A 14,553-nucleotide genomic window follows, 5' to 3' on the forward strand; every position below is an offset into this window, starting at 1 on the left:
CTGCCCCATGGAACTGAAGTCCATCAAAGCCAAGCTTATCCTGCTCCTCGTGGGCATCAGCGCCGTGCCGCTGATCATCTCCATCATCATCAGCACCCTGAACACCATCGCCGATGCTGAGGAGGCTGCGGAGGCAGACGGCCTCCTGCGAAATGCCATCGTGCAGGAAAATATCTCCTCCCTTTGCCAGCAGAACCTCACAGCCCTCAGGACCCTGGCTGCCCAGCCCGCTGTCAGGCACTATCTGGCGGGGGAACAGGACGAAAGGCTGGCCCTTGCCCTGCAGCAGTCCGTGGACGACACCAATGCCATCTTCCAGGACGGCAACAACCTCATCGTCACCGATGCCCGTGGCAAGCAGGTCTGCAGGAGCGACAAGCTGAACCTGACGGAGGTGAGCAGCCGTTCCTACTTCCAGGAGGGCATGCAGGGCAAGGAATATATTTCCGAAGTCCTGGTGAGCAAGAGCGCAGGGAATTTCATCTCCGTCCTGGAAGTGCCCGTCAAAGATGATAATGGCCAGCCCATAGGCATCGTCCAGCGGAGCTATGACCTCTCCGTGCTGGGTGACTTCGTCAAAGCCCAGGCAGATGACGAAACCCGGGTGCTCATCATCGATGCCCAGGGCAAGCTCCTGGCCCACTCCGCCAAAGAAGTGACCAAAGAGGAAGACCGCACCGACGAAAGCCAGTTGGGTTTCGTCAGCCAGGCTCTCGCGGGCCAGTCCGGCGCTGCCCAGGCCGAGCTGGAGGGAGAAAAGTGCCTCATCTGCTATTCACAGAGCGAAGTGACAGGCTGGGTCATTGCCACCGCCCGCCCCTACAGCCACATCCAGGCAGCCGCTTACAGGCAGGCCTTCACCACGGCGGGACTTGGTATGCTTTTGCTGGTGCTGGCCGCCTTCATGGCCTATGCCCTGGCTGGCAGGGCCGCCGCTCCCATCGCCGCCATCAGCCATACCGCGGCAGAAATCGCCAAAGGCAACCTGGCCCAGCCCAATCTGACCGTCACCTCCGGTGATGAACTGGGGCAGATGTCTGCCGCCTTCAACAGCATGATGGACAAGCTTTCTGCTGTCCTGAAGCGCACGTCGGAAAGCGCCCTTTCGGTGGTTTCCTCCTCCGAGGAACTCAGCGCCACCTCAGAGCAATCTGCCCAGGCCGCCAACCAGATAAGCACCTCTGTCACCACCGTGGTAGAGCGCATCAAGGAACTCAAAGAGGCCATGGAAGCCGCAGGCTTTGCCATCGCCAATATGCAGCAGCTGCTGTACGTCATCTCCGACAACTCAGACAACGTGGCCAAGGCTTCGGAACTGACCCGCACCACCGCAAATGAGGGTATGGAGACCATCGAGGCTGCTGTCAGCAATATGGAAAGCCTGGAAACCTCCGTCAACGAGTCCGCCCAGGTCATCCAGTCCCTGGGCACCCAGTCCCAGGAAATCGGCCAGATTGTGGACACCATTTCCGCCATTGCCGAGCAGACCAACCTGCTGGCCCTGAACGCCGCCATCGAAGCCGCCAGAGCCGGCGAGCACGGCCGGGGCTTTGCCGTGGTGGCGGACGAAGTACGGAAGCTGGCCGAGCAGTCCGCTGCTGCTGCCGACAAGATCAGCAGCCTCATCCGCCAGGTCCAGGACCAGACGGAAAAGGCCGTGGAAACCATGCACGCCGGCCGTGACATCACGGAAAAGAGCGCCCAGTCTGTCAGCGCAGCCGGAGGAGCCTTCCGGGCCATCGCCCAGCATGTGAACTCCCTGACGGAAAAAGTGAGCCAGACCAACAGCGCCATCGGCGAAGCCCACAAGGGCAGCGACAAGATTGTGGAAGCCGTCATCAACATCGACGCCGCCTCCAGCCGCCTGGCCATGGAAACGGAAACCGTCTCCGCCGCCACGGAAGAGCAGGGTGCCGCCATCGAAGAAGTAGCCACCGCCAGCCGCCAGCTGGCCGAAATGGCCGGCAAGCTCCAGCAGGCAGTGGCAGAGTTCAAGCTGAGATAAGGTAATCCTGCTCAAAAAAATCATACCCAAAGCTGCCCCCGGTTCATATGAATCGGGGGTGTTGCTTTGCACAGCCATTTTTCTTTCCCGTAAGCAGGAATCTTCCCTGTTGGAAGCGAAAGACAGAAAGTGTAAACATATTTCAAGAAAGAGGTGGACACTCATGGAAAGATTTGGCGGCAGCATCAAGACCTTGTTCCTCATCAGCGTCGTACTCCTGACAGGGGCGCTGCTGACCGTGCAGACCTTCATCAACATCGGCCAGCTCACCAGCACCGTGGAAGAGCAGGTGAAGGGCAACCTTTCGGCCCACTCCGAGGCTATTGCCGGGAAGCTGGACCAGCGCATCCTGCAGGTTGGGCAGAAGACCCTCGGCCTCTCCCTGGGGGTCAGCCAGCTGAAGACCTTTGACAGCGATGTCATGTTCGGCATGGCAGACGGCTATGTGCTCTCTGACAGCCTGATCATCGGCAGCGGCTTCTGGTTCGAGCCCTTTGCCTACAGCCCGGACATCGAATACTACGGCCCCTACCGCACCAAAGGTCCCGGGAACACCGTCACCCTGGACATGGAATACAGCAACGCCGAGTACGGCTACAACAAATTCGACTGGTACCTGAACGCCATGAAGAGTCCGGGCAAGGTGGCCTGGACCGGCCCCTACCTTGATGAAATGAGCGGCACCACCATGCTCACCAGCGCAGCAGCTGTGCAGAAAGGCGGCAGGAGCATCGGCACCGTCACCGTGGACATCGGCATCACGGAGCTGGAGGACTATGTCAAGAGCATCACCATCGGGGATAACGGCTACGCCTTCCTGGTGGGCAGCGACGGCCTGTACCTGGCCACCAAGGACGATGGCAAGAACATGAAGCAGAAGATCACCGAGGAGAGCGACAAAGAACTGGCTGCCCTGGGGCAGAAGATCGTGGGACTCACCTCGCTGGAACTCACGGAAACGGATGTCTTCGGTGAGGACAGCTATGTGATGGCTGCTCCCCTCTGCATAGACAATATGAAGCTGGTGCTGGTGGCTCCCAAATCAGACTACAGGGGTGCCGTGACCAAATCCATCTGGACCAGCATCATCATGGCCCTCATGGTCATGGTAGTCCTCTGCGCCGCCATGATCATCATCTTCAACCGCCGCATCGGCAACCCCATCGGCCACCTGATGGACGAAGCCGGCAAGATTGCCGACGGCAACCTCACAGGCCATGTAGAAAACAGCAGCCAGGACGAGATTGGCGCCCTGGGCAATTCCCTCAACCACATGATTGAAAACCTGCGCCATGTCATCAAGGAAGTCACCTCCATGGCAGAGCAGGTAGCCCATGCCAGCCAGCAGCTGAACACTAGCGCCGAGCAGTCCGCCCAAGCCAGCCACATGGTGGCAGAGAGCATTGTCTCCATTGCCGAAGGTGCCAGCGAGCAGGCAGTAGAGGCCAGCAATATCCAGGAAGCCGCCGAAAACGTCACCAACTCCGTCCAGGCAGTGGCGGCAGATGCCAACCAAGTGCTGCAGAACGCCATGAGCGCCAAGGACAAGATTGGAGAAGGCCGTGCCTCCATCCAGGAAGCAGTGTCCCGGATGAACAACATCACCGCTAGCACCGACAGCATCCAGACTTCCATCGAGAAGCTCAATCAAAGCTCCAAGGAAATCTCCGACATCGTGGATATGATCACGGGCATCGCCGAGCAGACCAACCTGCTGGCCCTGAACGCCGCCATCGAGGCCGCCCGGGCAGGCGAGGCAGGCCGTGGCTTTGCGGTGGTAGCCGATGAAGTGCGGAAGCTGGCGGAAAACTCCAACCAGTCCTCCCAGCAGATAGCCGCCCTGGTGCGCTCCAACCTGGAAGACATGAAGTCAGCGGTGGAAGCCAGTCGCACCGGCACCCAGAGCGTCATGGAAGGCATCAACACCGTGCAGACCGCCGACAAGGCCTTTGCCGACATCGTGACGGTCATTGATGACCTGACCGCCCAGATACAGCGCATAGCCAAGGCCATCGAAGACATGGCAAGCGACAACGAGCGCATGCTCCAGGCCAGCGTCAACATCAGCAAGACCAGCGGCAAGAACTCTGACGAAGCCCAGTCCGTCTCCGCCGCCGGCCAGCAGCAGAGCGCCTCCATGCACGAAATCTCCGACGCCGCCCGCGGCCTGGCCTCCCTGGCAGGAGATCTGCAGGATGAAATGAAGAAATTCAAAATCTGACAAGAGCATAGAATCAGCATAAAGCAAGGCCCCCGGTCACACGACACCGGGGGCCTTGCTTTATGCAAGATTTGCCATTAACTTCTCTTACTTCGCGGCTGCACCGTGGATTTCTTCTGCCATGCGCACCAGCGCATCAACTGTCCGCACGCCCGGGGTGATTTCGGACAGCTTCACCTTCACGAAGTGGTTTTCCTTCACTGCCTTCACATTGGCCAACTGGGGATTATCCTTGATGGCGGCTACCTTCTGCTGGAAGTCGTCGTCATTGCGGATGCCGTTGCTGTAGTCTGCAATGATGATGTACTCCGGGTCTGCTGCCACCACATTTTCCCAGCTGACGGCGGCCCAGGTCTTGTCCACGCCGGCATTTTCCATGACGTTCTCCGCGCCGATGAGCTTCAGGATATTGGTGGTATAGCCCTTGAAGGCTGTGAAAGGCTTGCCGTCGCTGGCATCATAGACGAAAATTTTCTTCTTGGGCAGCTTCTCAATCTTGCCCTGCACAGCGGCCAGCTTCTCCTTCTCCGATTTCACCCAGGCCTCGGCCTTGTCACGGACGCCGAAAATATCTCCCAGCTTCAGCATATCCTCGAACACCGTGTCCAGATTGGCATCCAGCTTCTGCATGGAGGAGGGCACGTAAATGGGCACATTCTTGGCGGTGATTTTCTCTGCCGGGATGCCCCGCTTGGTGAAGGGCACTTCCCAGCCTGTGGCAAAGTCAGGATTCTCTGCCATGAAGGTCTCATAGGAAGGCCATTTATCCGACAGCACCTTCACCTTGTCATAGGCGGCCTGCAGGGGCGGATAGATTTCCTCCTCCTTCATGGCCGTGCCTGCCATCTTGTCCTCCAGCCCCAGGGCCAGCAGCATTTCCGTGGTAGCCTGGGACATGGAAATGGCATGGGCGGGAGCCTTGTCCACGCTCTGCTTCACTTCCTGGCCGTCCAGGGTCTCCGTCCAGGAAACGGGATAGGCAGCGGCCTTTTCGCTGGTTGCGGCGGGCTTGTCGCTGGCTGGGGCCTGCTTTTCAGCGCCGCAGCCGGCAATCACTATGGCAGACATGACACAAAGTCCTGCTATGAGGCCTTTCCTTAACCACATCTTCATGCTTATGACTCCTTTCAATAGTTGAGATATATCCTGCCCTCATGCTCGTAACGCACAAAGGGTACTCCGAAGACTTCCTGCAGCAGCCCTGGCTCCAGCACCTCACCCGCTGCCCCCTGCTTCACGATGCTGCCTTTTTTCATCATGATGACATCATGGCAGAAAGCCACTGCCAGGGACAGGTCATGGAGCACCATGACCACCGTGCCCTCGTAGGCCTGCAGAGTCTTCATCAGGGCCAGCTTGTACTTCACATCCAGATGGTTGGTGGGCTCGTCCAGCAATACCAGCTGAGACCTTTGGGCCAGGGTCTTGGCAATCATCACCCGCTGGATCTCGCCCCCTGACATGTGGCTGATGCGCCGCTCTGCCATGCTGCTGACTCCTGCCTGCTCCATGGCCTCGGCGGCAATGCGTCGGTCTTCTTCCGTATAGTCACGGAACCCCTGCTTGTAGGGGAAGCGGCCCATGACCACCACATCTTTCACCATGAAATCAGCAATTGTCTCCCGCTGCTGGGGCAGCACCGCCACCAGCCGGGCGTATTCGCTTCCCTCGATGGTGCTGACATCCCGGCCCTGCAGGAAAACCTGCCCGGAACTTGGCTTGTCCCGGCTCAGAAAGGACAGGAGGGTGCTTTTCCCGCTGCCATTGGGACCCACGATGGCCGTCATGCGCCCCTGCCGGAAATGAGCCTGCACATTTTTCAGGATTTCCTGCTCCCCTATCCTGTAGCTAAGATCCTTTACCGTAAGCATATCAATAATCCTTGTACTTCCTGCTGATGATCCACATGAACACCGGCGCTCCCAGGGTGGCCGTCAGGATGCCGATGGGCAGCTCCTCCGGCCGGAATAAGGTGCGGGCTGCCGCATCTGCCCAGACCATCACCAAAGCCCCTGTCAGGGCGGTGAACCAGAGCATGACCGCATGGCGGGACTCGCTGAGAGACCTGGCTATATGGGGCACCACCAGGCCCACAAAGCCGATGATGCCAGAAAGGGCCACCACCACAGCCACCGCCAGGGAGGAAACCAGCACGATGAGCTGCTGCACCCGCTGGACGGGCATCCCCAGATGCCTGGCCTCATTGCGCCCCAAAAGTATCAGGTCCAGCTCATGGCGCATGAGCCAGATGAACAGCATGGTTATGAAGAGCATCATTGCCCCCACCGGCACCATGCCCCACTGGACCCCGGACAGGCTCCCCATCAGCCAGAACATGGCGCTTCTGACCTGGGCCTCGTCCTTGGCCCCATAGATGGCCAGCATGGTGAAGGCCGAGAAAAGGGCCGAAATGCCCATGCCCATGAGCACCAGCTTCACCGGACTGCCGCTGCTGCCTGCCAGCTTCACCACCAGGGCTGTGGCCACCGCAGCCCCCAGAAAGGCACCCACATAGACACCATAGGGGGCAAAGAGCTGGGCCGCCCCGGTCACCAGGCAGAGCACGGCTCCTGTGCTGGCCCCGGAAGAAACTCCCAGGATATAGGGGTCTGCCAGATAGTTCTGGGACACGGTCTGCATCAAAAGCCCCGTAAGGGAAAGCAGCGCCCCGCCCATGGCCGCAAAGAGAATGCGGGGAGCCCGTATGTCGAAGACTATCATGGAAGTGGACGCCTCCAGCGGCTCTCCCAGAACCAAGGCGCTGATTTCCTGCAGGATTGTCTCCGGCGGGATAGGCACCGACCCCATGCCCAGGGCCAGCCCCATGCTGGCTGTCAGCGCCGCCAGGAGCATCATGCCCCGCAGCCAAAGTTTTCCCATTATCCTTCCACCATCTCCCTTTGAACTGTTCCGCAAGACAAGAAAACAGGCCCCTCCCCCAAGTGGGAGCGGGCCTGTCAAACCATCATCCTTGCCGTGTCTTCCCATGCCCCTGGCAGCAGGAATACACCCCGGCACAAATCCCCATCCCCATCACTCGCAGGTTCTTGGATACTGCTCTCCAGTATCTTACGGCGATTGTCGGTCAGGCAATTCTCCTGGCTCCAGTTCATCACCCTCCTGCGCCTTCCCAGAGTTTCCCCCAGTGGCATGGATGCAGGACTGCTCCCTGTTACAGTGGCGGGACCGCACCGGCCTTGAGGATTTCCCTCGCACCGGACTTCCTTATTGAGTCTTCCGACACCTGACCCTTCCTTATGCTGTTGTAGATTGAAACTTAAGTCAGAATTATCATACCATTGTATAAATTCTTTGTCAAGAAAACTTACAAATCACCACAAAAAGCAGCCCCCGGTTCCATTGGCACCGGGGCCTTGCTTTAACTTCTGGCCAGGCGGGAAATGTGGATGACGAGGTAGGCTTTTTCCTCCTCGCTGATTTCCTTCTCATACCTGTTCAGCAGATGCTGCCTGATTTTCTCCGCCACCGCTTCTTCTGTCTTGTACTTGCCGGCAATGCTTTCCGGCAGGATGTCATCCGTGAGCATCTGGTTGGTGAAGAAGCGCTCCACGAAGAAGCGGATATGGGTGATGAATCTGTTATAATGGAGGCTTTCCTTGTCCAGCTTCTTGTGCAGGGAGTAGCAGACGATGTTGACAATCTCCCCCATGAGCTTGGCATTCCTGGCGCTGTCGTAGTCCTGGCCGTGGGCTTCCTCGGCGTTGGCAATATGAAAGGCGATATTGGCCGCCTCTTCCTCTGGCAGGTTCACCTTGAGGGTCTCATTGAGACAGGCCAGGCATTTCTCTGCTGCCGCAAATTCCTTGCTGTAGAAGCTCTTGATACCCCACAGGGACCTGTTGGTGATGACCAGTTTCTTCTGCAGGCGCTCTATGGCGAAGTTGATATGGTCTGCCAGGGTGAATATCTGCAGCATTTTGGGCATCAATATCGCCCTCTAAGAAAATAGTAAGGATACCCTCACTGTTATCAAACCGCAAAGCGCCTTCCTCCTTAGACAAAATGAATCCTAATTATATATTCTCCACCCTTTGTGAAAATCCTTCTTCTTGTACATAGCAAAACGGGGCTGCTGCATGAGTGTAATTCCACTTATGCACAGCCCCTTTTCCTTGTTGATGTATAAGAAGTTCCTATTCGTTGTAAAATCCACTAAAAATGAGCACAAGATACCAGGCGGTATAAAAATCGCCTTTTTTCTTGTGCTCTTATTTTGTATTCAGGCTGCGTTATTCACAGGGAACAGGTGCTGGCCTGCTCTGTCTGACTGGATTTTGCAGTGCAGCTTTTGAATATTGTAAGCCATAGCCACCAGCATGATCTCAACAAGGACATTTGCTGTGCCGCGGCTCAGGAACCTTCGGAAATTCATGTCCGCCTTCATCATTGCAAATGCACCTTCTGCCTGTATGCTTCGGTTTATGCGCAGTTGTACTCCTTCTTTTGAGGTTATACGTTCCAAATCTTCCTGACGTTGGCGCAAAAACTGTTTGGATACTTCAAAGTGCTTGGTTCTCTCCTCCAGCGGGGTCTTGCAATGGTTTCCGTGTATGCACTGGCTCTTCAGCGGGCAGTTGCCGCAATCCGCGGAACTGTAAAGGGTTATATTTCTTTTGAATCCTGTCCGGCTGCTGCGTACGAATTCCTTTGCAGCTGCAAGCTTCCTGCCCTGGGCGCATAAATAGGCATCTTCTTCTGGCAGATAGGTCATATTCTCCCTGCGCCCGATATCCTTTTTCCATTTTCTTGTCTTGCTCTTCTCATAATTGCTGGGCTTTATGAAGGCGCGCTGCCCGTTGATCTCAAGATAGAGGTAGTTCTCTTCGCTTTCGTATCCTGCATCCGCAACCACATTGGGATAGCGGCGCTGCAGATGTTTCTCCATATCCTGAAGGAAAGGAATGAGTGTGGTTGTATCTGTAGGCTGGGGACCGACCGATGCCCATGTGATGAATTCAGAGTCCGTGCCGCACTGGATGTTGTAGGCCGGCTTGAGCTGGCCGTTCTTCATGGCATCTTCCTTCATGCGCATGAAGGTTGCATCCGTGTCTGTCTTGGCAAAGCTGTTGCGGTCGCCTAGAATGTGCAGGTATGTATTGTATTTTTTGAGCCGGGCAATGAATTCGTCCAGCTGCTCCATTGTTTTCTGCAGGGCAGTCTTGCACTTGCCCGTTCCCTTGACGAATATGATGTCCTGCGCCTTCTGGCATGCCTTGAGCTTGCGGCGAAGCTTTTTGAGGTGCCTGACATGGATTTCATCGCTGTAATGCAGAGAAAGCGTGAACTCTTCCCTGGCTTTGCTGACAAAGGCAGGAAGCTTTGCCATGAGCTTGGCTTTGTTTTTAAGGACAGCCTTCTTCCAGACAAATTTATACTTGTTGGAGAAAGACTCAATCTTTGTTCCGTCAATGAAGATGTCTTTAAGGGAAATGACACCGAACTGTTCAAGCAGGAAGTCCATCTGGGCAAACAGTTCCTTGATGCAGAGTGCCAGATGTTTGGAACGGAATCTTGAGATGGTAGCATGGTCAGGGGCCGGCTTGCCTTCCAGCAGGTACATGAAGTTGATGTCCCGTCGGCAGGCAGTCTCAATCTTGCGGGAGCTGAAAATATGGTTCATTCCGGCATAAACAAGGATGGCCAGCATCTGCCTGGGCGACGCCAAATTTCGATCTATCCTTTGATAGGTCTCCTCCAGTGACTTTATATCCATACCTCCAATGCAGTGGCGAAGCAGGCGGACGGGGTCATCCTTGCTAACCTGAAATTCAAGATTTAAGGGGAGAAACAGTTGATAATTCTCTCCTAAAGACGTATACTCTTTCTGTGAATTCGGTTTTAGCATACCTAAATTCTACACCTAATCCCGGGGCTTGAATGTCCCGGGATTATCTTTTTGCATAAAAATGAGGCTGCTGCACGTTTGGATTACGTGCAACAGCCCCTTGCTATACATTTTATGCCTTGGCAATCTGCACAGCGCAGACCTTGTACTCCGGCTGCTTGGAACCGGGATCGAAAGCATCCAGCAGCACCTTGTTGATCAGGCGGTCGTCTTCCGGGTCGTGGAAGGAGACGTACACCAGCCCCGGCATGGGCTTGCCGCGGCCGTTAATCTTGGCCTTGAACTTGCAGGTGGCCCGGCGGGAGGTGATGTTCACCAGATCGCCCTCACTGATGCCCAGGCGCTTGGCATCCTCCTCGTTGACTTCAACATACATCTCAGGAGCAGCGTTTTTCAGCTCCGGCACGTTGCCCGTCATAGTGGCAGTATGCCAATGCTCCAGCATGCGGCCCGTGGTGAGGAAGAAGGGATATTCTGCATCAGGCATTTCCTGAGCGTCAATCTGAGGCCGTGCGTAGATGACAGCCCTGTTGTTCTTGCGGCAGTAGAACTTGATGCCCTCCCCCTCCTTCACATAAGGATCATACCCCTCCGCATAGCGGATATATGTCTCGGGGGAACTGTCGGGGTCCGGCGCCACAGGCCAGGTGAAGCCGTGGCCTTCACGCAGGCGCCTGTAGGAAGCCATCTGCATATCCGTGCCAGCCTGGCACTTCTGATACTCTGCCCAAACCTCCTCCGGGGTCTTGAAAGGCACCAGCTTCTCAAAGCCCATGCGCTTGCCGAAGTCGATGATGGTCTCCAGGTCAGACCTGGCCTCACCGGGAGGCTCCACAGCCTTGGCGATATGGTTGGTGCGGCGCTCGCCGTTGCCGTAGACGCCTTCCTTTTCCATCCAGAGAGCGGCAGGCAGCACCACATCTGCCAGTTCCGAAGTGCGGGTGGGATGATAAGCCTCCGACACCACCAGGAAGACCTTCTCCATGCCGGGACGGTAGTAATTGAGGTTAGGCAGGGACTGGCCCGGATTGGTGGTCATGACCCAGAGGCACTTGAGGTCGCCAGTGACGGCGGCTTTGAACATCTCCAGGGTATGGTAGCCGGGCTTGGAGGGCATGGTCCCCTTGGGCACGCCCCAGATTTCCTCCAGCTCGTTCCTGTGCTTCTCGTTGGCCACAAAACGATGGGCGGGCAGAATATGGGAAAGGCCGCCTGTCTCGCGGACGCTGCCGCAGGCACTGGGCTGCCCCGTCAGGGAGAAGGGCGTATTGCCTGGCTTGCAGATTTTGCCTGTCAAGAGATGCAGGTTGTGCACCAGATTGTTGGCCCAGACGCCCCGGGTGCGCTGGTTGAAGCCCATGCACCACATGGACATGGTATTGCGCTTGGGGTCAGCAAAGAGCCTGGCCACCTCACGGATGGTTGCGGCAGGTATGCCGCAGGCTGCCTCCACTTTCTCCGGGGTATAATCCTGCAGGAAGGCCTTGTACTCCTCATAGGTGAGCTTATCGCTGGCCCCTTTCATGAATTCCGTATGGTCAGCGATGAACTTCTCGTCCGTCAGCCCTTCCTCCACAATGACCTGGGCCATGGCGTTCATCATGGCCAGATCCCGGCTGGGAATGAAGGGCAGGTAATAGTCCGCAATATCTGCCGTGCGGGTCTTGCGGGGATCTGCCACGATGATCTTCACATTGGGGTCGCTGTTCTTCCTGTCCACAATGCGGGAGAACAGCACCGGGTGAGCCTCGGCAGAGTTGGAGCCAATGAGGAAGAATGTATCCGCCGCCTCGATATCCGCATAGGTGCCCATGGGCTCATCTGCCCCGTAGGTGGTGACAAAGCCTGCCACGGCGCTGGCCATACAGGTGCGGGGATTGCCCTCCACATTGTTGGTGCCGATGCCAGCCCGGAAAATCTTCTGCATGGTGTAGGTTTCCTCGGCAAAGGTCTGGCCGGAGCCATAGAAGCCCACAGAGTCCGGACCGTATTTCTCGATAGATTCCTTGAACTTCTCCACAATGAGGTTCATGGCCTCATCCCAGCTGGCCTCCACCAGCTTGCCGTCCTTCCTGATCAGGGGCTTCTTGGCCCTGTCCTTGGTATCCATGATTTTGGGCAACAGAATGCCCTTCACGCAGAGGCGACCCTTGTTCACGGCGCAATCCGGGTCACCCTTCACGGCTACGATCTTGCCGCCAGTGACGCCTGCCAGCACGCCGCAGCCGGTGCCGCAATAACGGCAGACGCCCTTGACCCACTTCTCCGCATCCTTCTGCTCCACAGGGCCCTTCTGCGTGTCACGCTTGTTGCCGCAGCCGGCAGCCAGCATGGCGGCCGAAACTGCTATAGCCTTCAAAAAATCTCTTCTTGAAAATTTCATGTTCAGGCCCTCCCTCAAAGCGAACCCATGGCATCAAGATGACAGGTGTAGCAGCGCTCACGGCTGGGCAGCACCTGATTGGCGGCATCGTTATGCACAATGCCGGTATGGCAGGTGACACAGTTCATGCCGTTCTCAAAATGCTTGGCAGTATGGGGATCCTTGCGGGGCCCGGCCACCTCTGCTTCCTTGATTTTGTCCTGATGGCAGTTGTAGCAGTTCACCTCATTGGTATTCTGCAGCTTGATGGGGTCGGGGACGTTGCCCGTCACATGGAGGATAAGTTCCTGGGTGCCCTTCATCTTGGACTTCACCAGACCTGTAAAACCAGGCTGCTCATGGCAGTCGGCGCAGTCCACATTCTTATGGTTGGAGTGCTGCCAGGTGACATACATGGGGTCCATCTCATGGCACTGCTCTCCGCAGAAGGTATTCTGATTGGTGGCCTCAATCATGCCGTAGGCCGCCGTGAAGGCCACGATGCAGGCAATGCCTGCCATGGCAATGTGCTTCAGCTTTACTTGCTTGTCTCCCAGACTCATGTTGCTCCCTCCTTCTTGGCTCTTGGCTCCTTTTCAAACACGGAAGGCCGCAGGGTTTCCCCCATGGCCCTGTACGCTCCCGGCGTAGGCGCAGTACCATGACCGAAGGTTTTAGGCACTTTTGCTCGGAGGGATGCCAGCACAGATGATCATCACTTGTTTTTCCCCTTGAATGTAAAGCTCACCGCCCCCTCCTTGCAACTGTCAATGCAATCCCCGCAGTTAGTACACAACATATTATCATCTACGGACTCCCTGCCCGGGGCCGTGCCCATGCTGCACACGGCGGCGCACTTGCCACAGTGGGTGCACTTGCTCTCATCCACCGTCACCCTCAGCAGCCGCTTCATCCCCAGAAGACCATAGATGGCCCCCAAGGGGCAAAGGGTGCGGCACCAGATTTTCCTGCCCCAGACAAGGCCTGCTCCCACCACTAGAAGCAAAAGCAGCAGCTCAAGCCCTGCCCCGAACAGCAGCATGCGCATCAGGGCGAAGACCGGGGAGAAAATGTTGAACACCGGCATAGACAAGAACAGGGCGAGGCACAGTACAAAAATCAAAGACCACAAAGGCCAACGCTTGTCCTGCAACGGCTTCTTCTTGTCCCTGGGCAAGAGTTCCAGCAGGAAATTCAGCGGGCACACGAAGCTGCAGAAGACCCTTCCCAGGAGAACAGCCGCCAGAGTCAAGGGCAGGGCCGACAATAAGAGAGGCCCCCACAAGCTCTTGCTGGCCAAAGTGATTTCCAAGACCGTCAGCGGGTCTGTCAGCTCCAGTCCCATAAGATCTGCCGAAATATAAGTGCCATACCACAGGAGATCCGTGTACCAGATAGGCAGCAGGAGGATGACAAGGAAAAACACCTGCACTATTTTCCGTATGATCTTTACTTTCATCATGGCCTCAATCCCCTCTGGGCTTCACAGTGGCGGCCTTCTGGGGGCTGGCGATGCAGACATTCTCGCAGCGGCCGCAGCCGGTGCAGTAGTCCGGGTCCACCGTGGGATACTTATAATCCTCCAGCTTGATGGCCTTGTCATAGAAAGGACAGGCCGCGTGGCAAACCCGGCAGTCCTCCCCCTTGCGGGCCAGGCACAAATCCTTGTCAATCTGGGCCAGCCCCATGCGCACCTTTTCCTTCTCCACGGACTTCAGGGCCCCCGCCGTACAGACATCGATGCACTTCAGGCAAAGGTCGCAGTAATTTTCCACCGGCACGATATAGGGCGTGCCGATGGCCACCCCCTGCTCCCCATGAGCAATCTTGATGCAGCCCCGGGGACAGATTTCGGCGCACTTGCCGCAGCGGGCGCAGGTGCCCAGGAAAAGCTCCTCCGGCTCTGCCCCAGGAGGCCTGATCAGCCCCTCATCAGCCGAAACAGCTTTTCCCGCTCCCATAAGAATGCCCAGTATTCCGCCGCCAAATACCATCTTGATAAAAGCCCTCCTTTCCATACAAGCCTCCTTCTCTCCGATAATTCAAACAAATCTTTATCTTTCAATTTTACCTTATATTTTCCTGCCATGATGTTGCAG

Annotated in this window: 11 protein-coding genes and 2 riboswitches; of the genes, 2 read left to right on the top strand and 9 right to left on the bottom strand. The window is 56.6% G+C overall.

The annotated features are described in order from the left end of the window. Positions 1-7 precede the first annotated feature (7 nt). Positions 8-2,005, top strand: a complete 1,998-nt coding sequence (locus P159_RS0115340; RefSeq protein WP_029545460.1) for a methyl-accepting chemotaxis protein — start codon at positions 8-10, stop codon at positions 2,003-2,005. A gap of 163 nt (positions 2,006-2,168) precedes the next feature. Further along, positions 2,169-4,226 (top strand): methyl-accepting chemotaxis protein, encoded by a 2,058-nt coding sequence (locus P159_RS0115345; protein ID WP_029545462.1) that lies wholly within the window; start codon positions 2,169-2,171, stop codon positions 4,224-4,226. An 87-nt stretch (positions 4,227-4,313) separates the two neighbouring features. On the opposite strand, the gene P159_RS0115350 is transcribed toward P159_RS0115345, so the two are convergent. From P159_RS0115350 to P159_RS0115395, 9 genes are all read right to left on the bottom strand, one after another. Next, positions 4,314-5,339: an ABC transporter substrate-binding protein gene (locus P159_RS0115350; RefSeq protein WP_029545464.1), complete on the bottom strand. Its 1,026-nt coding sequence runs from the start codon at positions 5,337-5,339 to the stop codon at positions 4,314-4,316. Between the two features lie 14 nt (positions 5,340-5,353). Continuing rightward, positions 5,354-6,097, bottom strand: a complete 744-nt coding sequence (locus tag P159_RS0115355) for an ABC transporter ATP-binding protein (protein WP_029545465.1) — start codon at positions 6,095-6,097, stop codon at positions 5,354-5,356. A gap of 1 nt (position 6,098) precedes the next feature. Beyond that, positions 6,099-7,106, bottom strand: a complete 1,008-nt coding sequence (locus P159_RS0115360; RefSeq protein ID WP_029545467.1) for an iron ABC transporter permease — start codon at positions 7,104-7,106, stop codon at positions 6,099-6,101. Positions 7,107-7,296: 190 nt separating this feature from the next. Continuing rightward, positions 7,297-7,489, bottom strand: a riboswitch (cobalamin riboswitch). A gap of 116 nt (positions 7,490-7,605) precedes the next feature. Further along, on the bottom strand, positions 7,606-8,172 hold the full coding sequence (locus P159_RS0115370; RefSeq protein WP_051650405.1) for a PRD domain-containing protein: 567 nt from the start codon (positions 8,170-8,172) through the stop codon (positions 7,606-7,608). Positions 8,173-8,466: 294 nt separating this feature from the next. Further along, positions 8,467-10,092: an IS1182 family transposase gene (locus tag P159_RS0115375; protein ID WP_029545471.1), complete on the bottom strand. Its 1,626-nt coding sequence runs from the start codon at positions 10,090-10,092 to the stop codon at positions 8,467-8,469. A gap of 112 nt (positions 10,093-10,204) precedes the next feature. Continuing rightward, complete coding sequence (locus P159_RS0115380) at positions 10,205-12,475, bottom strand: molybdopterin-dependent oxidoreductase (RefSeq protein WP_029545473.1); 2,271 nt, start codon at positions 12,473-12,475, stop codon at positions 10,205-10,207. 14 nt (positions 12,476-12,489) lie between these two features. Beyond that, complete coding sequence (locus tag P159_RS0115385) at positions 12,490-13,017, bottom strand: NapC/NirT family cytochrome c (RefSeq protein WP_029545475.1); 528 nt, start codon at positions 13,015-13,017, stop codon at positions 12,490-12,492. Positions 13,018-13,029: 12 nt separating this feature from the next. Next, positions 13,030-13,160: riboswitch (molybdenum cofactor riboswitch) on the bottom strand. A gap of 9 nt (positions 13,161-13,169) precedes the next feature. Further along, on the bottom strand, positions 13,170-13,916 hold the full coding sequence (locus tag P159_RS0115390; protein WP_029545477.1) for a 4Fe-4S binding protein: 747 nt from the start codon (positions 13,914-13,916) through the stop codon (positions 13,170-13,172). Between the two features lie 4 nt (positions 13,917-13,920). Further along, positions 13,921-14,472, bottom strand: a complete 552-nt coding sequence (locus P159_RS0115395; protein WP_037377071.1) for a 4Fe-4S dicluster domain-containing protein — start codon at positions 14,470-14,472, stop codon at positions 13,921-13,923. Positions 14,473-14,553: the final 81 nt, after the last annotated feature.

The sequence above is a fragment of the Selenomonas sp. AB3002 genome, from assembly GCF_000702545.1.
In the GTDB taxonomy this organism is placed as follows: Bacteria; Bacillota; Negativicutes; order Selenomonadales; family Selenomonadaceae; genus Selenomonas_B; species Selenomonas_B ruminantium_A.

Bases quoted from the DNA above. Each gene is read 5' to 3' on its own strand.
- P159_RS0115340 (WP_029545460.1), top strand. From the start codon at position 8: ATGGAACTGAAGTCCATCAAAGCCAAGCTTATCCTGCTCCTCGTGGGC.
- P159_RS0115345 (WP_029545462.1), top strand. From the start codon at position 2,169: ATGGAAAGATTTGGCGGCAGCATCAAGACCTTGTTCCTCATCAGCGTC.
- P159_RS0115350 (WP_029545464.1), bottom strand. From the start codon at position 5,339: ATGAAGATGTGGTTAAGGAAAGGCCTCATAGCAGGACTTTGTGTCATG.
- P159_RS0115355 (WP_029545465.1), bottom strand. From the start codon at position 6,097: ATGCTTACGGTAAAGGATCTTAGCTACAGGATAGGGGAGCAGGAAATC.
- P159_RS0115360 (WP_029545467.1), bottom strand. From the start codon at position 7,106: ATGGGAAAACTTTGGCTGCGGGGCATGATGCTCCTGGCGGCGCTGACA.
- P159_RS0115370 (WP_051650405.1), bottom strand. From the start codon at position 8,172: ATGCCCAAAATGCTGCAGATATTCACCCTGGCAGACCATATCAACTTC.
- P159_RS0115375 (WP_029545471.1), bottom strand. From the start codon at position 10,092: ATGCTAAAACCGAATTCACAGAAAGAGTATACGTCTTTAGGAGAGAAT.
- P159_RS0115380 (WP_029545473.1), bottom strand. From the start codon at position 12,475: ATGAAATTTTCAAGAAGAGATTTTTTGAAGGCTATAGCAGTTTCGGCC.
- P159_RS0115385 (WP_029545475.1), bottom strand. From the start codon at position 13,017: ATGAGTCTGGGAGACAAGCAAGTAAAGCTGAAGCACATTGCCATGGCA.
- P159_RS0115390 (WP_029545477.1), bottom strand. From the start codon at position 13,916: ATGATGAAAGTAAAGATCATACGGAAAATAGTGCAGGTGTTTTTCCTT.
- P159_RS0115395 (WP_037377071.1), bottom strand. From the start codon at position 14,472: ATGGAAAGGAGGGCTTTTATCAAGATGGTATTTGGCGGCGGAATACTG.